General features: G+C 61.3%; 22 protein-coding genes and 1 pseudogene. 11 read left to right on the plus strand and 12 right to left on the minus strand.

The window, feature by feature from the left end; genetic code table 11:
- From C9383_RS04505 to C9383_RS04515, 3 genes are read right to left on the minus strand one after another with little or no spacing between them, the layout of a single operon-like run.
- A complete protein-coding gene (locus C9383_RS04505) occupies window positions 1-603 on the minus strand; it encodes a glutathione S-transferase family protein (protein WP_090371855.1) in 603 nt (200 codons plus the stop codon).
- Window positions 604-632: 29 nt separating this feature from the next.
- A complete protein-coding gene (mug, locus tag C9383_RS04510; RefSeq protein ID WP_090371853.1) occupies window positions 633-1,166 on the minus strand; it encodes a G/U mismatch-specific DNA glycosylase in 534 nt (177 codons plus the stop codon).
- Window positions 1,163-2,029 carry a LysR substrate-binding domain-containing protein gene (locus C9383_RS04515; protein ID WP_090371850.1) on the minus strand — a complete coding sequence of 289 codons (867 nt, stop codon included), beginning with the start codon at window positions 2,027-2,029 and terminating at the stop codon, window positions 1,163-1,165. Before C9383_RS04515 ends, mug begins: the two co-directional genes overlap by 4 nt.
- Before the next feature lie 134 nt (window positions 2,030-2,163).
- Here C9383_RS04515 and C9383_RS04520 point away from each other — a divergent pair, with 134 nt between their 5' ends.
- The 6 genes from C9383_RS04520 (at window position 2,164) to C9383_RS04550 (ending at window position 8,354) form a co-directional block, all read left to right on the plus strand.
- Window positions 2,164-3,213, plus strand: coding sequence for an agmatine deiminase family protein (locus C9383_RS04520; protein WP_090371847.1), 1,050 nt, complete (start codon window positions 2,164-2,166; stop codon window positions 3,211-3,213).
- Window positions 3,210-4,091 carry an N-carbamoylputrescine amidase gene (gene aguB / locus C9383_RS04525; protein ID WP_090371845.1) on the plus strand — a complete coding sequence of 294 codons (882 nt, stop codon included), beginning with the start codon at window positions 3,210-3,212 and terminating at the stop codon, window positions 4,089-4,091. The genes C9383_RS04520 and aguB overlap by 4 nt, the downstream gene beginning before the upstream one ends.
- Window positions 4,088-5,167, plus strand: a complete 1,080-nt coding sequence (locus C9383_RS04530) for an extracellular solute-binding protein (RefSeq protein ID WP_090371842.1) — start codon at window positions 4,088-4,090, stop codon at window positions 5,165-5,167. The genes aguB and C9383_RS04530 overlap by 4 nt, the downstream gene beginning before the upstream one ends.
- A gap of 169 nt (window positions 5,168-5,336) precedes the next feature.
- Complete coding sequence (locus C9383_RS04540; RefSeq protein ID WP_090371840.1) at window positions 5,337-6,437, plus strand: agmatine deiminase family protein; 1,101 nt, start codon at window positions 5,337-5,339, stop codon at window positions 6,435-6,437.
- A gap of 44 nt (window positions 6,438-6,481) precedes the next feature.
- Window positions 6,482-7,309 carry a glutathione-dependent disulfide-bond oxidoreductase gene (gene yghU / locus C9383_RS04545; RefSeq protein ID WP_060755405.1) on the plus strand — a complete coding sequence of 276 codons (828 nt, stop codon included), beginning with the start codon at window positions 6,482-6,484 and terminating at the stop codon, window positions 7,307-7,309.
- Window positions 7,310-7,373: 64 nt separating this feature from the next.
- Window positions 7,374-8,354 carry a Dyp-type peroxidase gene (locus tag C9383_RS04550; RefSeq protein WP_060755404.1) on the plus strand — a complete coding sequence of 327 codons (981 nt, stop codon included), beginning with the start codon at window positions 7,374-7,376 and terminating at the stop codon, window positions 8,352-8,354.
- On the opposite strand, the gene C9383_RS04555 is transcribed toward C9383_RS04550, so the two are convergent.
- Window positions 8,332-9,204, minus strand: coding sequence for an undecaprenyl-diphosphate phosphatase (locus tag C9383_RS04555; protein WP_090371838.1), 873 nt, complete (start codon window positions 9,202-9,204; stop codon window positions 8,332-8,334). The genes C9383_RS04550 and C9383_RS04555 overlap by 23 nt on opposite strands.
- Window positions 9,205-9,385: 181 nt before the next feature.
- On the opposite strand from C9383_RS04555, the gene C9383_RS04560 reads away from it, so the two are divergent.
- Window positions 9,386-9,892, plus strand: a complete 507-nt coding sequence (locus C9383_RS04560; protein ID WP_060755402.1) for a GNAT family N-acetyltransferase — start codon at window positions 9,386-9,388, stop codon at window positions 9,890-9,892.
- A 31-nt stretch (window positions 9,893-9,923) separates the two neighbouring features.
- On the opposite strand, the gene C9383_RS04565 is transcribed toward C9383_RS04560, so the two are convergent.
- Window positions 9,924-10,880, minus strand: coding sequence for a GlxA family transcriptional regulator (locus C9383_RS04565; RefSeq protein ID WP_090371836.1), 957 nt, complete (start codon window positions 10,878-10,880; stop codon window positions 9,924-9,926).
- A gap of 157 nt (window positions 10,881-11,037) precedes the next feature.
- On the opposite strand from C9383_RS04565, the gene C9383_RS04570 reads away from it, so the two are divergent.
- Together C9383_RS04570 and C9383_RS04575 are read left to right on the plus strand one after the other, a co-directional pair.
- Window positions 11,038-11,715 (plus strand): type 1 glutamine amidotransferase domain-containing protein, encoded by a 678-nt coding sequence (locus C9383_RS04570; RefSeq protein ID WP_090371834.1) that lies wholly within the window; start codon window positions 11,038-11,040, stop codon window positions 11,713-11,715.
- A gap of 80 nt (window positions 11,716-11,795) precedes the next feature.
- Window positions 11,796-12,920: an alkene reductase gene (locus tag C9383_RS04575; protein WP_090371831.1), complete on the plus strand. Its 1,125-nt coding sequence runs from the start codon at window positions 11,796-11,798 to the stop codon at window positions 12,918-12,920.
- Here the strand turns inward: C9383_RS04575 and C9383_RS04580 are convergent, their stop codons facing one another.
- Entirely contained in the window at window positions 12,921-13,919 is a 999-nt protein-coding gene (locus tag C9383_RS04580; protein ID WP_090371829.1) for an NAD(P)H-quinone oxidoreductase, read from the minus strand.
- 152 nt (window positions 13,920-14,071) lie between these two features.
- Between C9383_RS04580 and C9383_RS04585 the strand changes: the two genes are divergently transcribed.
- A complete protein-coding gene (locus tag C9383_RS04585) occupies window positions 14,072-14,458 on the plus strand; it encodes a DoxX family protein (protein ID WP_060755397.1) in 387 nt (128 codons plus the stop codon).
- Window positions 14,459-14,926: 468 nt separating this feature from the next.
- Here the strand turns inward: C9383_RS04585 and C9383_RS04590 are convergent, their stop codons facing one another.
- The 5 genes and pseudogenes from C9383_RS04590 to C9383_RS04610 form a co-directional block, all read right to left on the minus strand.
- On the minus strand, window positions 14,927-15,745 hold the full coding sequence (locus C9383_RS04590) for an alpha/beta fold hydrolase (protein WP_090371827.1): 819 nt from the start codon (window positions 15,743-15,745) through the stop codon (window positions 14,927-14,929).
- Window positions 15,746-15,862: 117 nt separating this feature from the next.
- Window positions 15,863-16,078: pseudogene (locus C9383_RS04595) on the minus strand (peptidase associated/transthyretin-like domain-containing protein); the annotation flags it as partial.
- An 83-nt stretch (window positions 16,079-16,161) separates the two neighbouring features.
- The gene (locus tag C9383_RS04600; RefSeq protein ID WP_090371824.1) at window positions 16,162-17,196 is read right to left on the minus strand and encodes a methionine synthase; all 1,035 of its coding nucleotides are present in this window, start codon (window positions 17,194-17,196) and stop codon (window positions 16,162-16,164) included.
- A gap of 26 nt (window positions 17,197-17,222) precedes the next feature.
- Complete coding sequence (locus C9383_RS04605) at window positions 17,223-18,206, minus strand: DUF1852 domain-containing protein (protein WP_090372446.1); 984 nt, start codon at window positions 18,204-18,206, stop codon at window positions 17,223-17,225.
- A 258-nt stretch (window positions 18,207-18,464) separates the two neighbouring features.
- The gene (locus C9383_RS04610; RefSeq protein ID WP_090371821.1) at window positions 18,465-18,866 is read right to left on the minus strand and encodes a RidA family protein; all 402 of its coding nucleotides are present in this window, start codon (window positions 18,864-18,866) and stop codon (window positions 18,465-18,467) included.
- Window positions 18,867-19,005: 139 nt separating this feature from the next.
- Here C9383_RS04610 and C9383_RS04615 point away from each other — a divergent pair, with 139 nt between their 5' ends.
- Window positions 19,006-19,926, plus strand: a complete 921-nt coding sequence (locus tag C9383_RS04615) for a LysR family transcriptional regulator (protein ID WP_090371819.1) — start codon at window positions 19,006-19,008, stop codon at window positions 19,924-19,926.
- Window positions 19,927-19,965: 39 nt separating this feature from the next.
- Here C9383_RS04615 and C9383_RS04620 read toward each other — a convergent pair whose 3' ends face one another.
- Window positions 19,966-21,240: a diguanylate cyclase domain-containing protein gene (locus C9383_RS04620; RefSeq protein ID WP_090371817.1), complete on the minus strand. Its 1,275-nt coding sequence runs from the start codon at window positions 21,238-21,240 to the stop codon at window positions 19,966-19,968.
- Window positions 21,241-21,273: the final 33 nt, after the last annotated feature.

Consider the following 21,273-nt stretch of genomic DNA (forward strand, 5'->3'; position numbering starts at 1 on the left):
TTACTCGATCGGGTAGCGTTTGAAGGCTGGATGCTGTTCCAACTGCTCGGCGTGGCGTTGCAGGTTGGCAAAGGCATCGGCTTTCACCACTGAGGGCACGGTGAATTGGCTGAAGGACCAGGCCACTGCCGCCGTCAGCGACGCCTGGGAGATCGCGTTACCGGCGGCCTGGCCCAGGTGTTTGTCGAGCAAGCCAAAGGCGGCCAGCAATTGCCCGCTGACCCGGTCGAGCCAGGGGGCGTGTTGCTTCTCGGCGGGCCGCAGGTTGTGCTCATACACGATCTGCACGCTTTTCTCGCAGGCGGCCAGCGCCAGCCCGAGCAGTTGCAGATCGCGCGCACGTGCGGCGGGCGAAGGGGGCAGCAGCTTTTTGTCAGCCGGGGCCAGGGTTTCCAGATAGTCCAGGATCAGGCTCGAATCCATGAGTACCGTGCCATCGTCCAGCACCAGGGTGGGCGCCTTGACCACCGGGTTGATCTGGGCGAATTCGGTGTAAGTGCTGAACACCGAGAGCGCTTCATGGGTGAAGTCCACCCCGTACAGGTCCAGGGATATGGCCACGCGGCGTACGTAGGGCGAGTCCAGCATGCCGATCAGTTTCATGAAGCCTCCATTGCTTGCGGGTATCGGGCTCAAGAGAGTAAGGGCATCGGCTCGGCGCGCGCAATCGCTTCACGCAGCGGCTGGTAGGCCTGCACCAATTGTTCCAGGCTGAATGCCAGGTTGCGCCCACTGGGGTTGGGCAGTACCCACACCGAGGCCTCGGCGAAGGGTTGTGGCTGCAACCCCCAGGCGAGGGTGCGCTGGCCTGACAGTGCGCTATAACCTGCCTTGCCGAGAAACGCCAGGTAGCGCGGCCGACAGCGGCGGATTTTCTGTTCGAACGCTGTCGCCGCCTGCTGGAATTCATGCCGGGCCAATTCCCCCGCGCTGGCGGTGGGCCGCTCCACCAGCGTGGTCAGGCCGCAGTGGTATTGCAACAACGTGGGGCCGTCCTCGGGGTGAATCTCATGGGGCGTAAAACCCGCCAGGTGCAGCGTGCGCCAGAAGCGGTTGCTGCGATTGGCAAAGTGCTGGCCGATGGCGGCGGAGCCCTTGCCGGGGTTGATACCGCAGAACACCACGCTCAGGTGCTCGGCGAGGATGTCTTCAAGCCGCTCGTTCATGTCGGGTCTACCTGCAAATGGGTCAGCAGCCACGCGGTGAAATGACGCGCCATGGGGTCGTGCTCGCTGTCACGATGGGTCAGCAGCGCCCAACTGGGGCCGCGGATCGTGGCTTCCACCAGGGGCGACAGCAAACCGTCCGCCCGCGCCTTGCGACTGAGCAACTGGCTGACCAGGCCAATGCCCAATCCGGTACACACCGCGTCCAGCAACAGGCCAGGGTCGGAAAAATTCAGCCCCTGAGCTTGCTGCCCCACGTCGATCCCGGCTTCCACCGCCCAATGGCTCCAGTCCATTTCCCGTTCGCCGTGCAAGGTGGTGCGCTGGTCGATGGGCAGTTGCAATACCTTGGGGTGGCACGCCGGAAACAGTCGGTCGGCGTGCAAGACCTTGAAGCTGCATTCGGCCTGGGAACTGATGTCGTCGCGCACCGCCAGGTCGATGGTCTGGCTGGCCATGTCGGGGACTTCGTCGGTGCTGAAGATCCACAGGTCGACCTGCGGGTGCTGAAGGCGGAAATCCGCAAGGCGCGGTAGCAGCCAATGCCGGGCAAAGGTCGGCGTGGTGTTGAGCACCAGTTGATTCGGTTTGCGGTACTGCCCCAGCCGGCGCACGCCCACCGCCAGTTGCTGCAACAACGCCTGGGTGGTGCTGAGGAAGTCGTGGCCGGCGTCGGTCAGGCTTACGCTGCGACCGCTGCGAAAGAACAGCGGCTGTTCCAGGTACGCCTCCAGGCTGCGGATCTGTTGGCTGATCGCCGATTGGGTCAGGTGCAGTTCCTCGGCGGCCTTGTGAAAGCTGCCCAGCCGGGCGGCGGCTTCAAAGCCGCGCAGGGTGCCGAGGGGCGGCCAGTGATTGAGCATGCTGATAAGTTCCTCTAATCAGTTTCCTACAAAATCCATCGTTTGTTTGGTCAATAGCGCCAACGTAGCATGCATGCCAGCACTCCGTGGGCAGTTTTCACTGAACACAATGACTTAACTCAAAGGTACTTGTCATGCAGCGCAATGAACATTCAAGCAGGGGGTGGTGGATGCCCGCGGAGTGGACCCGACATGCGGCGACCTGGATGGTCTGGCCCCATAACCAATCGCTCTGGGAAACCACCTGGGGCGTCACCTTGCCCGGGGTGCAGGAGGACTTCGCCAGGGTGGCCAATGCCATCGCACGGTTCGAACCGGTGAAGATGATCGTGGATCCATCGGCCCTGGCCCGTGCGCGAGCGCTGTGCGGGCCAGGGGTCGAGCTGATTGCGCAGGCGGTCAACGACAGTTGGTGTCGCGACTCCGGCCCGACCTTCATCTGCCACCCGCAACAGGGCTTGGCCGGGGTGAGTTGGCGCTTCAATGCCTGGGGCGGCAAGTCGGCGCATGACTTGGACGAAAGCCTGGCGCGACGGGTGCTCAATCACCTGGGCCTGGAGTGCTTCGGCACGCCTTTGAGCAATGAGGGCGGGGCAATCCATGTCGACGGCGAGGGCACCTTGATCACCACCGAGTCGGTACTGCTCAACCCCAACCGCAACCCCGGCATGACCAAGGCCGATATCGAGGACATCTTCGAGCGCCTGTTGGGCATTCGTAAAACCCTCTGGTTGCCCGGTGATCCGGATTACGTCACCGGCGACATGACCGATGGCCACGTCGACGGCGTGTGTGCCTTCGCGCGCCCCGGTGTGCTGTTGGTGGATGCGACCCACGACCAAGGTTCGGTCTACGCCGAGGTGGTGCGCGAAAATCGTCGCGCCCTGGCGTTGGCCACGGACGCCAACGGGCGCCGCTTTGAAATGCTTGAGTTGTACGAAGCGAGCGAGGCCGTCGATAGCGAGGCCGAGGTGTTCTGTGCCTCCTACACCAACTTCTATATCGCCAATGGCGCGATCATCATGCCGGCCTATGGCATTGCCGCCGACCAGGCTGCCGCAGAGGTGCTGGCCCAGGCGTTCCCTGGTCGGGAAATCGTCCCGGTGCAGATCAACCAGCTGGCCCATGGCGGCGGCGGCGTGCATTGCATCACCCAGCAACAGCCTGCAGGAGCCATGCGATGAGCCTGCTGATGATCGCGACGACGCAAATGCCGTGCACCTGGGATTTGCCCGGTAACCTTGATCGCGCCGAGCAGTGGGTGCGCGCTGCCGCAGCCCAGGGCGCCCAGGTGATTTTGTTGCAGGAACTGTTCGCCACGCCTTACTTCTGCATCGAGCAGCACCCCAGGCACTTGGCGCTGGCCGAGGAGTACTCGCACAGCCAGGTGCTCAAACGCTTCGCCGCCTTGGCCAGGGAGTTGGGGGTGGTGCTGCCGCTGAGCTGGTTTGAAAAAGCCGGCAATGCCTTCTTCAACTCCCTGAGCGTGGCCGACGCCGATGGGCAACTGCTGGGGGTGTACCGCAAGACCCATATCCCCAACGCCATCGGCTATCAGGAGAAGGAGTATTTCAGCCCCGGCGACACAGGCTTTCGCGTCTGGGACACAGCGTTCGGGCGCCTGGGTATCGGTATCTGCTGGGATCAGTGGTTCCCTGAAACTGCACGCTGCCTGGCTTTGCAGGGCGCCGAAGTGCTGCTGTTTCCCACTGCCATTGGCTCGGAACCCGGCTGCGCGACGCTCGACTCCCGCGACCATTGGCAGATGACCATGCGCGGCCACGCGGCGGCGAACCTGCTGCCGGTGGTGGCGGCCAACCGTGTCGGCCGCGAAGTCGCAACCACCGATAGCGCGCTGCAAATGGACTTCTACGGTTCCTCGTTTATCTGTGACCATAAAGGCGCATTGTTGGCCGAGGCTGACCGCGACTCGACAGGTGTATGGGTCCACAGCCTGGACCTTGCGGCGATGCGCGAAGAGCGCCTGACATGGGGCATCTTCCGTGATCGCCGTCCGGACATGTATGGCGCACTGCTGACGCTGGACGGTCGCCCATCATGAAACGACTGCTGATAGGTACACTGATGCTCAGCGCCGCCTGCGCCTCGGCCGACGACAAAACCCTTAAGCTGTACAACTGGGCCGATTACTTCGCGGCCGACACCTTGTCCCGATTCACCGCTGAAACCGGTATCCAGGTGATCTACGACGTCATGGACGGCAGCGAGACCCTGGAAGCCAAGTTGATGGCCGGCGGCAGCGGCTACGACCTGATCTTCCCGGGCGACACGGTGGCCGAGCGCCTGATGCGCGCCGGCAGCCTGCAGCCGCTGGACCCCGCCAGGCTCACTGCGCTGAACGATATCGAGCCGGGCCTGCAACAGCTGCGCAGCCGCTACGTCGCCTCGAACAAAGCCACGGTGCCCTACACCTGGGGCACCATCGGCCTGACCTATAACGCGCAGAAGATCGAACAGCGTTTGGCGAATGCGCCGGTTAACAGCCTTGACCTGCTGTTCAAGCCGGAACTGGCGGCCAAATTCGCCGACTGCGGCATTTCGCTGATCGACTCGCCGGACGAAGTGCTGGCCGTGGTGCTCAACTACCTCGGCCGCGACCCGCGCAGCGCCAAGCGCGAGGACCTGGCCGCCGCCAGCGCGCTGCTGCTGAAGCTGCGGCCGTACATCCGCAAGTTCCAGTCGCAGCCGGTGACCGACCTGGTCAACGGCGACCTGTGCCTGTCCCTCGGCTACAGCGGCGACATGACCCAGGCCCAGCGTGCCGCCGATGCCGCCGGCAAACCGGTGACTTTCGGTTATCACATCCCCCGCGAGGGCACCACGGTGTGGATGGACACGATGGCTATTCCCGTCGACGCGAAACACCCGGAATATGCCTACGCGTTCATCAATTTCGTGATGCGCCCCGAGAACATGGCCGCCATCAGCAACTTCACCGGCTACCCCACGGCCAACGCCAAGGCGCGGCCGGCGGTGGAGGCGCGTATGCGCGACAACCCCGACCTCTACCCGGATGCGCCCACCTTTGAACGGCTGATTGCCGGCAAGGACATCCCCCAGGCCGACATGCGCGCCCGCATGCGCATATGGACTAAATTCAAAACAACCCCCTTGTAGTGAGCGGGCTTGCCCCGCGCTGGGTGGCGCAGCCGCCCTGAAACCAGGCACCTCGGTCTTTCTGAAACACCGTGGCGTCCTTGATATTGGGGCGGCTTCGCCCCCCAGCGCGGGGCAAGCCCGCTCACTACAAAGCCCCGTTAATTCAACGCCGTACTCAGAGACTGATATGCCAACCCGTCGAACCTTCCTCAAACAAGCCAGTGTGGTCTGCGCCATGACGTTGCTCACCCCTTATGTACGCGCCGCCGTAAAGGGCCAGTTCTATATGCCCGACGAGGGTGAAACGCATCGCCAGGCGTTTATCGCCTTTGGCGCCCAGGATGCGATCTGGGAAGACTTCACCGCCGACGTGCAAGCGGCGCTGGGCCGTATTGCCCGGGCGATTGCCGTGTACGAGCCGGTCACGGTATTTTGCCGTGAAGACGAGCGCGGGCTGGCCGAGCAGCACTGTGGTACGCGCAACATCACCTTTGTAGAAACCGAGTTGGACGATATCTGGATGCGCGACACCGGTGCCAATTTCGTCGTCGACGGTGCGGGTGGCCAGGGCGCGGTGGACTTCAACTTCAACGGGTGGGGCAACAAGCAACAGCACGCCGAAGACGCCATGCTGGCCGGGCAGGTTGCCGAAGTCACCGCTGCCCGCCATATCCGCAGCGAGCTGGTGGGTGAGGGTGGTGGGATCGAGGTGGATGGCCTGGGCACTGCAATCATGACCGAGAGCAGTTGGATCAACCGTAACCGTAACCCCGATTGGAGCAAGGCTGACGTCGAAGCCGAACTCAAGGAGCGCCTGGGCCTGCGCAAGATCATCTGGTTGCCGGGCATCAAGGGCAAGGACATCACCGACGCTCACGTCGACTTCTATGCACGTTTCGTTTCGCCCGGCGTGGTGCTCGCCAACCTCGACACCGACCCTGAGTCCTACGATCACAAGGTCACCCTGGCGCACCTGGCAATTCTCAACAGCGCCACCGACGCCGATGGCCGCCCGTTGCAGGTACACACCGTGTCGCCGCCGCTGAACCCGCGCAAAAGCAAATTCAGCCGAGGCAACGCCGACTTCGCCGCCGGCTACATCAATTATTTCGTGATCAATGGCGCGGTGATCGCGCCTGAATTTGGCGACCCGGTAGCGGATCGCAGGGCCTTGGAGCTGTTGTCGCGGCTGTATCCGAAGCGCACCGTGGTGCAGCTCAATATCGACGCGATCGCGGCGGGCGGGGGTGGCATCCACTGCGTGACCAACCATCAACCTTTGGTTTAGTCTGGAGCGCTTCGTTGATCGAAAGCGCCTCTGGAGCACTCAGCATGACCGATTACGTACCGCCTGAAGTATGGACCTGGGACAGCGAAAGTGGTGGCACCTTCGCCAGTATCAACCGGCCGATTGCCGGCGCGACTCACGAGAAAGCGCTGCCGGTCGGCAAGCACCCGTTGCAGCTATATTCCCTGGCCACGCCGAACGGGCAGAAGGTCACCATCCTGCTCGAAGAGCTGTTGGCCCTGGGGCACAAGGGCGCGGAATACGATGCCTGGCTGATCAAGATCGGCGACGGCGATCAGTTCGGCAGCGGCTTTGTGGCGGTCAACCCGAACTCCAAGATCCCGGCCTTGATGGACCACAGCGGCGATACGCCGATTCGGGTGTTTGAGTCGGGGGCGATCCTGCAGTACCTGGCGCAGAAGTTTGGCGCGTTCTTGCCGACCGAGCCGGCCGCGCATGCCGAGTGTTTGTCGTGGTTGTTCTGGCAGATGGGCAGCGCACCCTATCTGGGCGGTGGTTTTGGGCATTTTTATGCGTATGCGCCGAGCAAGATGGAATACCCCATTAACCGCTTTGCCATGGAGACCAAGCGCCAGCTCGATGTATTGGACCAGCGTTTGGCGGTGAGCCAATACATTGCCGGGGATGAGTACACCATTGCCGATATTGCGATCTGGCCCTGGTACGGCGGGTTGGTGAAAGGGCGTCTATATGGCGCGGCGCAGTTTTTGTCGGTGCATGAGTACAAGCATGTGCTGCGCTGGGCCGAGGCGATCGAGGCACGGCCGGCGGTGCAGCGCGGGCGGCGGGTGAATCGGACTTCGGCCGATGAGGGTGTGCTTGAACGGCATGCGGCGAGTGATCTTGACTGATCTGTCGGATATGAACTGCTAATCTGCGCGAATTCAAACCTCCTTTAGCCTGTGGAACCTCATCATGAAAACCTGTCCGGTACGGCCGCCCCTGGAGCCGCAGTCTGTTTGCCACCCGATCACCAGCAGCGCGATTTTCATGGTCGCCACCCTCGCACCCGGTAACGTCGACAGCGTGCGCGCCTGGTGCGCCGATATCGCCGGCCTGGTGCGTTCGGTGGGCAAGCGCGTACCGTCGGGCAATCTCACCTGTGTGTGCGGGTTTGGCTCCCAGGCGTGGGACCGACTGTTCGGCGCGCCGCGCCCGGCGGCATTGCATCCGTTTCGCGAGTTCGGTGTAGAAGGGCGCAAGGCGGTGGCCACGCCAGGGGATATTCTCCTGCACATCCGCGCCGATCAGATGGACCTGTGCTTCGAGCTGGCCACCCAGTTGATGGCGGCCTTGGGCGACAGCGTGAAAGTCGTGGATGAGGTCCAGGGGTTCCGTTACTTCGATATGCGCAGCATCATCGGGTTTGTCGACGGCACCGAGAACCCGGTGGGGCGCAAAGCCGAGGCGTTCGCCCTCGTCGGCGACGAAGACCCGGGTTTCAGCGGTGGCAGCTACGTGCTGGTGCAGAAATACCTGCACAATATGACGGCCTGGAACGGCCTGACGGTGGAAGCCCAGGAAAAGGTGATCGGGCGCACCAAGTTGGCGGACATTGAGTTGGATGACGAGACCAAGCCGACCAACTCCCACAGCGCGTTGACGGTGATCACCGACGAAAACGGCGAAGAAGTGAAAATCCTGCGCGACAACATGCCTTTCGGCCGCCCCGGCGCCGGGGAGTTCGGCACCTACTTCATCGGCTATGCGCGTTCGCCGCAGCCGCTGGAGCAGATGCTGGAAAACATGTTCGTCGGCCGTCCGGTCGGCAACTATGACCGCTTGCTGGACTTCAGCACGGCGGTCACCGGGAGCCTGTTTTTTGTGCCGTCGGCCGACCTGCTCGAGGAGCTGGCCGACCGCGAACCCGGTCTTAGCCCAACAACCCCGTGCTGACCGCCACAATCAGGAAAACCCCCAACAGCGCGCGGTAGATCACGAACGGCCAGGTGGAGAACCGCTCCAGGAACTTCATCAGGCCCCAGATCGCAAAGAACGCCGATACGCTGGCAACCACCAGCCCGAAGAGCAAGTGCGACCAGGCATGGGCCGGCATCTCGGCGTGCAGCAGCACCCACAGTTCCTTCAAACCGGCCAACGCAATGGCCGGCAGGCCCAGCAGGAAGGAAAAGCGTGCGGCTTCTTCACGCTTGAAGTTGAGAAACAGCGCGGCGGTCAGGGTCGAGCCCGAACGCGATACGCCTGGGATCAATGCGCCGATCTGCGCAATACCCACGATCAAGGCGTCACGCAGGCGCATTTCGCTCACTTCCCGGGTATGGCGAGCCCGCACCTCGGCCACCGCCAGCAACACGGCCATGACCACGCAGGAAATGCCGATCACCATCAAGCCACGCAACGGCGAGTTGCAGGCGTTCAGGGTGGAAGACAGCGCCAGGCCGGCGATGCCGATAGGGATGGTTGCCAGCACAATCGCCACGGCCAACTTGAACCAGCGGTCGTTGTAGTCACCCCGGCGCACCGCGCTGATGCTGCCGGTGGTGACCTGGCGTACATCGCGCCAGAAGTAACTGACCACCGCCGCCAGGGCCGCCAACTGCATCGCAGCGGAAAACGCCGAGCCGGGGTCTTGCCAGCCGAGCAGTGCCGGCACTACACGCATGTGGGCGGTGGACGACACCGGCAAGAGTTCGGTAATGCCCTGGATCACGCCCAGGATGAAGATCTGCAGGTAGTCCAGGGAGGCAAAACCTACGTCAAGGCCAGCGGTACAAACGTTTGTCAAGATAGGTGTCCTTGAATAAAGGGCGGGGTAATTGGCAAAGTTTATTCTAAATGTTTCAGGATTTTGGCCGGGGCTGGATAAATACGCAATCGGTTCAGCCAACAGAAAGGTTGGACAATGTATTGGCCTGCCTGCGGGTTTTGTGAACAATGGCGCCCTGTGTTTTTTCACTGAGAGCCCCATGCCTGAAACCACCGTCGAACTGATCCAGACCGGCCCCGACGAAGCCGAGCTGATCCGCAATCTCTACCAGTACTACGCCTACGAGTCCTCGGACTGGGAGCAGGAAGATGTCGAAGCGGACGGCCGTTTCTACATCCACGACGAACACCTGGCCCGTTACTGGCAAGACCCGCAGTGGAGCGCCAACCTGTTGTTGGTCGATGGCTACATCGCCGGCTTCCTGCTGATCGAAGGCAGCGAGTTGCCGGGCATCGACGCGCTGGAACTGGCCGACCTGTTCATCCTCAAGCGCTATCGCCGCAAAGGCATCGGCCGCGCCATCGCCACCCAGGTGCTGTGCAGCGGCGAGGCCAATTGGCTGTTGCGTTTCTATGACCAGGACGAAGTGGCGCAGGCGTTTTGGCGCAATGTGCTGGATAACCTGCCGCGCCCGGTGCAAACCCTCGAGCTGGACGATGAACCGCAGTTGGTGAGTTACCTGATCACACGGGCAGCGCTGCACTGACAGCAGGGTTGAGCGTCGAGATGCCCGGCGATCAGGCGCGGGTGCTGCCCGAGTGTGTCGCGAACAGCAGCTGCTGCATCGCCTGCGGCGGTTGCCCGAACGCGCGCAGGAACGCCTGGCGCATGCGCTCGCGATCCCCGAAGCCGGTTTCGCGGGCCACCACTTCGACCGGATGACGGCTGGTTTCCATCAAGGCCCGGGCCGCCTCCACCCGCAGGGACTCGATGGCCTTGGCCGGGGTTTGCCCGGTTTCTTCACGAAACACCCGGCTGAACTGGCGTGGGCTGAGCCGCGCCACGTCGGCCAGGGCTTCCACGGACAAGTCATGGGTCAGGTTCTCGCGGGCATAGGCCAGGGCCAGTTGCACGCGGTCGGACTTGGGGTCCAGTTCCAGCAGTGCCGACAATTGCGACTGCTCGCTGCCACGGCGCTGGGCGATCACCAGTTTGCGTGCGATACGCCGGGCCAGGTCGCTGCCCAGGTCGTTTTCGACCATGGCCAGCGCCAGGTCCACGCCGGCACTCATGCCGGCGCCGGTCCACACTTGACCATCGACGACAAACAGCTTGTCTTCTTCCAGGTGGATGTGGGGGTAGCGCTTGCGGAAGGCCGGGGCGTGAATCCAATGGGTGGCGGCGCGCTTGTCGTCGAGCAGCCCGGCTTCGGCCAGCACGAAGATGCCCATGCACAGCGAAGCGATCCGTCGCGACTGCGTGGAGGCGCTCTTGACCAGGGCCGGCAAGTTGGCCTCGGGTAATTGGAACTCCAGGTAACCGCTGACGATCAACGTGTCATAGCCCTCAGGCCGCATCGGCGTGGTATTGACCGAAAAGCCCTGGGACGTCATCACGGCACCGCCATGCTCCGACACCAGGTGGAACTCATAGACCGGCTCGCCCTGGAGCAGGTTTGCACACTCGAACACCGAGGCCAGGCTGAGGCTCAGGGATTGGAAGTTCGGGTAAACCAGCAGCGCGACGCTATGCATCGTGTTTCTCCAGGGGCAGGGGCGAGGGATTGTCGGTGGATGGCGGGCAAACGGCAACTGCCACTGTGGCATGTCCGAAAACCTTGCGGATATGACGTTGTGCGGCAACCACCCGGCTCATAAGCTTCAACCCACAGACATCCCGAGGCACTGAACGATGAAAGTATTGATGGTACTGACCTCTCACGACCAGCTTGGCGATACCGGCAAGAAAACCGGCTTCTGGCTTGAAGAGTTTGCTGCACCCTATTACGTATTCAAAGACGCCGGTGCCGAGGTGGTACTGGCATCCCCGGCCGGTGGCCAGCCGCCGCTGGACCCGGTGAGCGATCAACCGGATGCGCAAACCGAGCAGACGCGACGTTTTGCGGCGGACCCGGCAGCGCAACAAGCCCTGGCCAGCACCCTACGCCTGGACACGGTCAAGGCCGCAGACTTCGACACGGTGTTCTACCCCGGCGGCCATGGCCCGCTGTGGGATCTGGCTGAGTCGCCGACGTCCATCGCACTGATCGAGTCGTTCGAACGCGCCGGCAAGCCCATCGGTTTTGTCTGCCACGCGCCGGGCGCGCTGCGCCACGTCAAGGCGGTGAACGGCGAGCCGCTGGTCAAGGGCCGCCGAGTGACCGGCTTCTCCAATTCGGAAGAGGCGGCCGTGGGCCTGACCGACGTGGTGCCGTTTCTGGTTGAAGATGATTTCAAGGCCCTCGGCGGCCACTATGAAAAAGGCGCCGACTGGCAGTCTTTCGTGCTCCAGGACGGTTTGCTGGTCACCGGGCAGAACCCGGCCAGCTCCAGTGATGCGGCCAAGGCCCTGCTGAAACTCACCGCTTAACTCACTCAACCTCTCTATTGAATTGGCGACCCTCAAGGGTCGCCAAGGCTTTCGTTCGTGCTGAATCTGGAATCTTGCTGATGATCCACAGTGTTTTAAATGCCCCGATCAAGTTGGGCAACCACACCTTGAACAACCGCATCGTGCTGCCACCCTTGACGCGCCAACGCAGCGCACAACCCGGCGACATCGCCACCGCGCTGATGGCCGAGTATTACCGCCAGCGCGCCAGCGCCGGTTTCATGATCAGCGAGGGCACGCAGATCGAGCCCCGAGGCCAGGGCTACGCGTGGACGCCGGGTATCTACACCCCGGCGCAGATCGACGGCTGGCGCACCGTCACCGACGCGGTCCATGCCGAAGGCGCGGTGATCTTTGCGCAGTTGTGGCACGTCGGCCGTGTCTCGCATAACGCGCTGCAACCGGATGGCGCCGCTCCGGTTGCGCCGTCTGCCATTGCTGCCCAACAAGCGAAAGCCTTTATTGCCACCGGGCCGGGCACGGGTGAGCTGGTGCAACCGCCGGTACCGCGCGCGTTGAGCGTGTTGGAAATCGAAGAACTGGTGGGGCATTACGCCCAAGCCGCCCGCAATGCCCTGGATGCGGGCTTCGACGGTGTGGAAATCCACGCCGCCAATGGTTACCTGGTCAATCAGTTTATCTCCGCGCATGCCAACCAGCGTGACGACGAGTACGGTGGCTCGCTGCACAATCGCTTGCGTTTCCTGCGGGAAATCGTCGAGGCCGTGAGTGCCGTGGTCGGGCCGCAGCGCCTCGGTGTGCGTTTCTCGCCGCTGTTCAGTGGCACGCAGCAGGAGCGGGTGTATATCGGCCTGGTGGAAGACGATCCGCATCACACCTACATCGAAGCGATCAAGGTGCTGGAGGCGTCGGGGGTTGCCTATGTGTCGATCGCCGAGGCGGACTGGGACAACGCGCCGGACCTGCCCGACACCTTCCGTGAAGCGGTGCGCAGCGCCTTCAGCGGCCGCATCATTTACGCCGGCCGCTACACCGCTGGACGCGGTGCACGGCTGGTCGAAGCGGGCCTGGCGGACCTGATCGCGTTCGGACGTCCGTTCATTGCCAACCCGGACCTGCCGCAGCGGCTCTTCAACGGCTGGCCGCTGAATCCGCTGCGGGCTGAAGGCTTGTATGGCGGGACGCAGGCGGGGTACACCGATTACCCGGCCTACGCCGAATAGTCAGGCGACCCGCAACACGATCTTGCCAATATGGTCGCCACCTTCCATCCGCGCATGGGCTTGGGCGGCCTCGGTGTAATCGAACACCTGGTCGATCATCGGCACGCAACGTCCCGCTGACAGCGCCGGCCAGACGTGTTCGCGCAACTGCTCGGCAATCGCGGCTTTCTCTTCGCGGGTGCGCGGGCGCAGCAGTGAACCGGTGATGTTGGCGCGCTTAGCCAGGATGGTTAGCAGGTCGACGTCATTGGCCTTGCCGCCGCCGAGGAAGCCCAGCATCACCAGGCGGCCGTCCATCGCCAGGGCCTTGAGGTTGTTGTTGAGGTAAGAGGCGCCCATGATGTCGAGCACCACATTCACCCCTTGGCCGCCGGTTTTTTCGGCGATGACCTGAGCGAAATCCTGCTCGCGATAATTGATCGCCTCGGCCCCCAACTGGGTGATGGCGGCGCATTTGTCGTCGCTGCCGGCGGTGGCAAAGGCCTGGATGCCGAATTCGCGACACAGCATCAACGCGGTGGTGCCGATGCCACTGGTGCCGCCGTGGATCAAGGCGCGCTGGCCCTTGTGCGCACCGCCCAAGCCGAACAGGTTGGCCCACACCGTGAAGAAGGTTTCCGGGATGGCGGCGGCATGAATCCAATCCATGCTGTCGGGAACCGGCAACGCCTGGCTGGCAGGCACGCTGCAATATTGTGCGTAGCCGCCGCCATTGGTCAGCGCGCACACCTTGTCGCCCAGGGCGTAGGTCGTCACGCCGTCGCCCAGCGCCACCACTTCACCCGCCACTTCAAGCCCAGGAATCGGGCTCATGCCAGGTTTCATCGGGTACTTGCCGGCGCGTTGCAGGGCGTCGGGGCGGTTGACCCCGGCGGCATGCACGCGGATCAGGATTTCGCCGGCGGCCGGGGCGGGCACCGGTGCCGAACGTGGCTTGAGCACCTCGGGGGCGCCAGGGCTGGTGATTTCAATCAACGTCATGTCTTGAGGCAGGGACATCGTGCGATTCCTGTAGTCGTGGACCTATGAAGTGGGACTACCTTACGCGGCCGTTGATTCAATCGGAACCCTTTCATGTGAGCACATGGCTGCAAGCCAATGGGCGGTGGCTGCAAGACAATCGTCTTGGTTTCCCTAGACACGAGGTGCGTATGAACGAATCAAGACATCAGGATATCGGGCTGCTGTTTTTGCGCGTCAGCGGGGCGTTGTTCCTGCTGTGGGTCCATGGTTTGCCGAAGTTGCTGGACTACAGCGCGCAGCTGAAATTGATCGAGGATCCTTTTCACTTGGGCGCCAATCTCACCTTGCTGTTGGCGATCTTCGCCGAGGTGCTGTGCCCGTTGCTGATCATCGCCGGGGTGCTGACCCGCCTGGCGTGCTTGCCGATCCTGGCTGTGCTGCTGATTGCGATGTTGGTGGTGCATCCTGAGTGGACGCTGTTCGAAGGGCAGTTCGGCTGGTTGCTGCTGATCATCTTCACCAGCGTGCTGATCAGTGGGCCGGGCCCTTTGGCATTGGGCCGGCATTGGGCCTGAATAAAAAGGTCCTGAATAAAAAAGGGCCGAGCAAGCCCTAATGCCAGTCAGTCAAGGCTTAACGCTGTCACTGTGGGAGGGGGCTTGCTCCCGATAGCGGTGAGTCAGTCGATAAATTGCTGACTGGCACACCCTCATCGGGAGCAAGCCCCCTCCCACAAGTTATTCATCGTCCGTTCTATCGCTTGACTGACTGGTATCAGGGTAAGCCCGGCCAAATAAGGAGACGGTGTTTCAACGGTTCAGGAACGCCAGCAGATCTTCATTCAATGCCTGGGCGTGCATAACCCTAATGCCAGTCAGTTAAGGCTTAACGCTGTCACTGTGGGAGGGGGCTTGCTCCCGATAGCGGTGAGTCAGTCGATAAACTGCTGACTGACACACCCTCATCGGGAGCAAGCCCCCTCCCACAAGTTATTCATCGTCCGTGGCATCTGGGCAAGCCCGACCAAATGAGGAGACGGTGTTTCAGCGGTTCAGGAACGCCAGCAGATCTTCATTCAATGCCTGGGCATGCGTCACGGCGAACCCGTGGGGTGCGTCCTTGTACACCTTGAGCTCGGCCCCTTTGATCATCTGGGCGGCGACCTTGCCAGTGGTCTCGAACGGTACGATCTGGTCACCGTCGCCGTGGATCACCAGGGTTGGTACGTCGATCTTGGCCATGTCCGGGCGGAAGTCGGTCTGCGAGAAGGCGGTGACGCAATCCACGGTGGACTTGAGCGAAGCTTGCAGGGCGATCTGCAGGGTCTGGGTGAGGACGCCGTCCGAGACTTTCTGGCCCTTGTTGAGGCCGAAGAACGGCGCATTGAAGTCGGCGATGAACTGCGCACGATCCTTGAGCAGACCGACTTTGATGCCATCGAACACCTCGGTCGGCACGCCCTGCGGGTAATCCGGTTTCTGGCCGAACAGCGGTGTCACCGCCCCCAGCAGCACCAGGCCGGCTACGCGGGCGGTGCCATGGCGTGCGATGTAGCGGGATACATCGCCGCCGCCCATGGAGAAGCCCACCAGGGTCACCTCCTTGAGGTCCAGGTGGTTGATCAACTGGGCAATATCATCGGCGAAGGTGTCGTAATCGTTACCGGTCCACGGTTGATCCGAGCGGCCGAAACCCCGGCGGTCAAACGCGATGGTGCGAAAACCGCGGCTGCTCAGGTATTCCATCTGGTATTCCCACATGTCGGCATCCAGCGGCCAGCCGTGGCTGAACAACACGGGCTTACCGCTGCCCCAATCTTTGAAATAGATCTGTGTACCGTCTTTGGCTACGAATGTACTCATGTAAAACTCCTCGGATGGGGGCAAGTGGCTCAGCGCACTATCGTGTGAAACCGGACCCGAGGTCTTGTATGCCTGTGCTCGGTTGAACGGTTCAGGCACCAAGGTGTTGCTTGGGCGTCAGAAATCGAAAAGCACGGTTTCTGCTGCGCCTTGGACATGAATATCGAAGCAGTAGGCCAACTGGCCATCCACGGTACAGCGCTTGGCGATCAAGGGGGCGCGACGATGGGGCTGCTCGATCAGGTTCAGTACCGGGTCCAGTGCATTGGCCTCAGGTTCGTCGTCGAAATATAGACGGGTTTGCAGATGAATGTTGATGCCGCGCGACACCAGTGGCGGGCTCATCGATACGCTATAAAACGACTGGCAGGTGAAACCAATCGGTTCGCCATCGACGTGTGACGAGATGACCGTGCTCAGCGTGCGTTCAGAAGCTCTCTGCGAACGATCTCTGCGCCAGCACTCAACGCGTTCAATTTGCCCCTGGCGACGCGACGCGGCAGGGGCGCCATACCACAGTTGGTGCAGGGGTAGAGCTTGTCGGCATCGACGAATTGAAGTGCTTTGCGCAGGGTATTGGCCACTTCCTCGGGCGTTTCAATGGCATGGTTGGCCACGTCAATGGCGCCGACCATCACCTTCTTGCCTCGAATGAGTTCGATCAGCTCCATGGGGACATGGGAGTTGTGACACTCCAGCGAAACGATATCGATGCTGGATTTTTGCAGCTTGGGAAAGGCTTCCTCGTACTGTCGCCACTCCGAGCCCAGTGTCTTCTTCCAATCGGTGTTGGCTTTGATGCCATAGCCGTAGCAGATATGCACGGCGGTTTCGCATTTAAGCCCTTCAATCGCCCTTTCCAGCGTGGCGACACCCCAGTCGTTGACTTCATCGAAAAACACGTTGAATGCCGGCTCGTCGAATTGAATGATGTCGACCCCGGCAGCTTCCAGCTCCTTGGCCTCCTGGTTGAGAATCTTGGCGAATTCCCAGGCCAGCTTTTCACGGCTCTTGTAATGAGCATCGTAGAGGGTATCGATCATCGTCATCGGGCCTGGCAGGGCCCACTTGATAGGCTGCCCGGTTTGCTGGCGCAAGAACTTGGCGTCTTCAACAAAGACCGGCTTTTTCCGAGCGACGGCGCCCACGACGGTCGGCACGCTCGCATCGTAACGATCACGAATCCTGACCGTCTCGCGGTTTTCGAAATCAACGCCGTCGAGGTGCTCGATGAAGGTCGTTACGAAATGCTGACGAGTCTGCTCACCGTCGCTGACGATATCGATTCCGGCCAACTGTTGTTCATGCAGCGACAGGCGCAGCGCATCTTGCTTGCCCTCAACCAGTTCATCACCTTGTAATTTCCACGGTGACCAGAGCGTCTCGGGTTGAGCAAGCCAGGAAGGCTTGGGCAAGCTGCCTGCGGTAGAAGTGGGTAACAGTTTTTTCATGAAAAATGACCTTGGCTTTCAATTAATCAAAGAGCGCAACTGACAGACCACTGCTCAAGTACGGCTTGATAGGGCTTGATAAATTGTTCTTGGGCAAACTTTCCTTGCTCGATCGCCAGCCGACTGCGTTCTTCTCGGTCGTACACGATCCGAGTCAAGGAGTAGTCCTGGTTCTTCAGGCTCGGCTGATAGGATTTTCCGGCCGCTGAGTTAGCGTTATAGATCTCCGGCCGATAGATCTTCTGGAAGGTATCCATCGTGCTGATGGTGCCAATCAACTCAAGGTTGGTGTAATCGCCCAGCAGATCGCCCGAGAAATAAAACGCCAGCGGCGCAGCGCTGTTCGGCGGCATGAAATAGCGAACCTTCAAGCCCATCTTCTTGAAATATTCATCCGTCAATGAGTACTCATCCTGCACGTACTCAAAGCCCAGCACTGGGTGCTGATTCTCGGTTCGATGGTAGGTTCTGGCGCTGGAAATGCTCAGGCAAATAACCGGCGGTTTGTCAAAGTGCTGCTTGTACGTCGTTGAATTGACGAAGCACTTGAACAGCTTGCCATGCAAATCGCCAAAGTCTTCTGGCGTACTGAAACCGGACTGGTTTTTGTTGTGCTCCAACAACCGCACACTGAAATCATAGTCGCGTACGTAAGAGGAGAAGTTGTTACCCACGATGCCGTTGATGCGCTCACCGGTTTGTCGATCGACAATCGTAGTTTTCAACACTTCAATCAACGGGACCGCATTGTCTCGGCTTTGCGCGTCGATACTCATTGCGGCGGAGATGATCTCCAGCTCGACCTTGTAACGATCACCCGTGGGGTTATCCCAGTGCGCCAGCGCATTGAAGCGGTTATCAATCATCTTCAAGGTGTTGCGCAAATTCTCTTCACGGCTCTCACCCCTGGCCAGATTGGCGAAGTTGGTCGTGATTCGGGTGTTGTCTGAAGGCGTGTAATGCTCATCAAAGCAAACGCTTTTGATAGAAAATGTGAGTTCTTCGTTCATCGTGCCTTGCACCCCGTTTTTACCTGCCAGAACTGAATGGGCTGATTGCCTTTCAGTTCTGGCCAATAGTCTGTTTTCTCCCGTGGCAGCCTTCAGGGCGCCTCAGTGAAGAGCTGCCGGTATTTTATGGGGGGTGCTGTATGAACAAAAACGAATTGATTTCAATAAAGTATTAGTCGCGCTCATGATCAAGTGGGCATTTTGCAACCGAGCCCAGAGCCTCTTGCTGACGCCCTCTTGCTGATGGAAACGCTCGTGCTAGCGGACCTCCGGTAGTTTGGCGATCACCTTGATCTCGAAGTCGAAGCCGGCCAGCCAGGTCACGCCGATGGCGGTCGCTGTGGAGTAGGGCGCTTCGCCCCAGTACTCAGCCGCTACTTCCCAGATCGTTTCGAACTTCGAGTCGGGGTCGAGCATGAAGATGGTCGTGTCGACCACATCGTCGAAGCTACTGCCGGCCTCTGCCAGGATCGCGTTGAGGTTGGTGAAGGCCAGGCGCACCTGTGCCGCGAGGTCCGGTTCGGCCGAACCATCCTTGCGGCTGCCGACCTGGCCGGATACGAACAGAAAGCCATTGGAACGAATCGCCGGCGAATAGCGGTGCAGTTCGTAGAGTGCATGGCGGTCAGGCGGGAAAACGGCATCACGTTTAGGGGTCATGGCCTAGCTCCTTCAGGGCCATCGCGGCCCGCTGTTCAAGAGGGAGCCACTGTAAAAAGGCCACCGGCCTGGATAAACCAGCAACTCTGGTCATGATTGTTTGTAGAATCCAAACTATCCCGACCTATTGAGGCGTGAAATGGACCGTTTCGATGCGATGCAGGCCTTCGTCCGAGTGGTGGAAACCGGCAGTTTCACCAAGGCGGCAGCCACCCTGCACATGAGCAAGACCAGCGTGACGCAACTCGTCCAGCAACTGGAGGCGAGGCTGCGCGTGCGTCTGCTCAACCGCACCACACGCAAGGTCAACATCACCGCCGATGGCGCGGCCTACTATGAACGCGTGATCCGGCTGCTGGCCGATATGGACGATGCCGAGACCAGCTTGTCCAGCGCATCGACCGCACCCCGCGGCCGATTGCGGGTGGACGTGCCCAGCCCGCTGGCGCGCATGGTACTGATCCCCGCCTTGCCAGGCTTCTATGCACGCTACCCGGAAATCCAGCTGACCATGGGCGTGAGCGACCGCATCATCGACATCATTGGCGAGAACATCGACTGCGTAGTGCGTGGCGGCGAGATCACCGATCAATCCCTGGTGGCACGGCATGTGGGGGACCTCAAGCTCGGCATCTATGCCACGCCAGACTACCTGCAGCGTTTCGGCAAGCCGGCGCATCCACGTGAGCTGGAGGATGGCCGGCACAGTACGGTCGGCTTTCTGTGGTCGCGTACCGGCAAAGCCTTGCCCTACACCCTGCAGCGCGGCGAAGAGATCATCGAGGTCCAAGGCCGCCCGTTGTTGATCACCGACGATGGCAATGCCTACCTTGCCGCAGGGCTGGCGGGCCTGGGCGTGCTTTGGCTACCGCAGTACATGGCCAAACCGCACCTTGCCAGCGGCGAGCTGCTGCCGCTGTTCGAGGAATGGCAGATGGAACCGATGCCGATGTATCTGGCATTCCCGCCCAACCGTCATGTCAGCACCAAGGTGCGGGTGTTTATCGACTGGGTCATAGAGTTGATGGCCGAGCATGCACCGGTCGTTGCGAGGGGGTAATTCGACTACAAGTCTCTGCGCTTTGCGTGGGTATCTGAGTCAGCCGTTGCGGGCGCGCAGCACCTGAGTCTGCGCCTGGCCCAGGCGGTACTGGTTGTCGCCGCTGCGCTTGGCCTCGTACATCGCCAGATCGGCGACATGAATCAGTTGGTCGCGCGTCTGCGCGTGATCGGGGAAGAGGGCGATGCCCAGGCTGACTCCGACCAACTGCTGCGTATTACCCAGACTGATGGGAGCGTCCAGCGAGGCCAGCAACCTCTGCGCGATCATCCCGGCCTCGTCTTCGGGGGAACGTTCGGCCGATAGACCTTCGAACACGGTGACAAACTCGTCGCCGCCCAGCCGCGCCACACTGTCCGAGTTGCGCAGCGTTTCGTGCAGGCGGGTCGCGGTGGTCTTCAAGACCTGATCGCCGGCCGCGTGGCCAAGGTTGTCGTTGATCGCCTTGAACCCGTTGAGGTCGATGAACACCAGTGCAACCCGGTTGTGGTTGTGCCGGGCCAAAGCCAGGGCACTTTCCAGGCGTTCCTCGAACGCTAAACGGTTGGGCAGGCCGGTCAGCGGGTCATGGTGGGCTAGCCGGTGCAATTGATGGGCCCATGCTTTCTCCTCGGTGATATCACGCACCACGCCCATCATCTTGATGGGCGTGCCAAGTGCATCCTTGATCACGTTTCCGGTCTCGCGCAGCCAGCGCAGCGTACCGTCCGGCCAGACCACCCGATACTCCTCGTCGTGGTTCTCGCCGGTTTCGATGCAGCGCAATTCGCCGGCGCGCACACCGGCCCGATCGTCCGGGTGAACCGCGTTGCAGAACAACTCGTAGCTGGGCGTCACTTCATCGACCGAATAGCCGAACATGCCGAAAATGGCGTCGGACCAGTACAGGCGGTTGGTGTCGATGTCCCAGTCCCAGGTGCCGATACAGGCGAAATACTGGCTGCGCTGAAAGCGTTCGGCCTCGACCAGCACCGGACGGATCAACAGCCATTGCGTTGCATGGGTCGTGCTTTGCTGGCTGATGTGCAACGCGCGTGGTTGACCATCGTCACCCGTGACCTGCAGCGTGCCGGCGGGCGCGGTCAACGGAGGCAAGCGTTCTCGTAGGCGCAGGCCCAGCAGCGGAGTACGGGCACAACCGAGCAATTCGGCGGCGGCCGGGTTATGCCAACGCACTCGGCCATTGCGGGCCAGTTGCACTACGCCCACGTCCAAATCCGCCAGCAGCGTGCAGTGTTCCTGGCGTTGGCGGTGCAGTGCCCGCAGTAGGGTCAGGGAGGGTAGGGCGGCGAGCAGGACGAACAGGGCAATCATCGGGCACCGACTGATCCGAGGGACTAGGCAATG

Source organism: Pseudomonas palleroniana, from assembly GCF_003031675.1.
Classification (GTDB): domain Bacteria; phylum Pseudomonadota; class Gammaproteobacteria; order Pseudomonadales; family Pseudomonadaceae; genus Aquipseudomonas; species Aquipseudomonas palleroniana.

Bases quoted from the DNA above. Each gene is read 5' to 3' on its own strand.
- C9383_RS04505 (WP_090371855.1), bottom strand. From the start codon at position 603: ATGAAACTGATCGGCATGCTGGACTCGCCCTACGTACGCCGCGTGGCC.
- mug (WP_090371853.1), bottom strand. From the start codon at position 1,166: ATGAACGAGCGGCTTGAAGACATCCTCGCCGAGCACCTGAGCGTGGTG.
- C9383_RS04515 (WP_090371850.1), bottom strand. From the start codon at position 2,029: ATGCTCAATCACTGGCCGCCCCTCGGCACCCTGCGCGGCTTTGAAGCC.
- C9383_RS04520 (WP_090371847.1), top strand. From the start codon at position 2,164: ATGCAGCGCAATGAACATTCAAGCAGGGGGTGGTGGATGCCCGCGGAG.
- aguB (WP_090371845.1), top strand. From the start codon at position 3,210: ATGAGCCTGCTGATGATCGCGACGACGCAAATGCCGTGCACCTGGGAT.
- C9383_RS04530 (WP_090371842.1), top strand. From the start codon at position 4,088: ATGAAACGACTGCTGATAGGTACACTGATGCTCAGCGCCGCCTGCGCC.
- C9383_RS04540 (WP_090371840.1), top strand. From the start codon at position 5,337: ATGCCAACCCGTCGAACCTTCCTCAAACAAGCCAGTGTGGTCTGCGCC.
- yghU (WP_060755405.1), top strand. From the start codon at position 6,482: ATGACCGATTACGTACCGCCTGAAGTATGGACCTGGGACAGCGAAAGT.
- C9383_RS04550 (WP_060755404.1), top strand. From the start codon at position 7,374: ATGAAAACCTGTCCGGTACGGCCGCCCCTGGAGCCGCAGTCTGTTTGC.
- C9383_RS04560 (WP_060755402.1), top strand. From the start codon at position 9,386: ATGCCTGAAACCACCGTCGAACTGATCCAGACCGGCCCCGACGAAGCC.
- C9383_RS04565 (WP_090371836.1), bottom strand. From the start codon at position 10,880: ATGCATAGCGTCGCGCTGCTGGTTTACCCGAACTTCCAATCCCTGAGC.
- C9383_RS04570 (WP_090371834.1), top strand. From the start codon at position 11,038: ATGAAAGTATTGATGGTACTGACCTCTCACGACCAGCTTGGCGATACC.
- C9383_RS04575 (WP_090371831.1), top strand. From the start codon at position 11,796: ATGATCCACAGTGTTTTAAATGCCCCGATCAAGTTGGGCAACCACACC.
- C9383_RS04580 (WP_090371829.1), bottom strand. From the start codon at position 13,919: ATGTCCCTGCCTCAAGACATGACGTTGATTGAAATCACCAGCCCTGGC.
- C9383_RS04585 (WP_060755397.1), top strand. From the start codon at position 14,072: ATGAACGAATCAAGACATCAGGATATCGGGCTGCTGTTTTTGCGCGTC.
- C9383_RS04590 (WP_090371827.1), bottom strand. From the start codon at position 15,745: ATGAGTACATTCGTAGCCAAAGACGGTACACAGATCTATTTCAAAGAT.
- C9383_RS04600 (WP_090371824.1), bottom strand. From the start codon at position 17,196: ATGAAAAAACTGTTACCCACTTCTACCGCAGGCAGCTTGCCCAAGCCT.
- C9383_RS04605 (WP_090372446.1), bottom strand. From the start codon at position 18,206: ATGAACGAAGAACTCACATTTTCTATCAAAAGCGTTTGCTTTGATGAG.
- C9383_RS04610 (WP_090371821.1), bottom strand. From the start codon at position 18,866: ATGACCCCTAAACGTGATGCCGTTTTCCCGCCTGACCGCCATGCACTC.
- C9383_RS04615 (WP_090371819.1), top strand. From the start codon at position 19,006: ATGGACCGTTTCGATGCGATGCAGGCCTTCGTCCGAGTGGTGGAAACC.
- C9383_RS04620 (WP_090371817.1), bottom strand. From the start codon at position 21,240: ATGATTGCCCTGTTCGTCCTGCTCGCCGCCCTACCCTCCCTGACCCTA.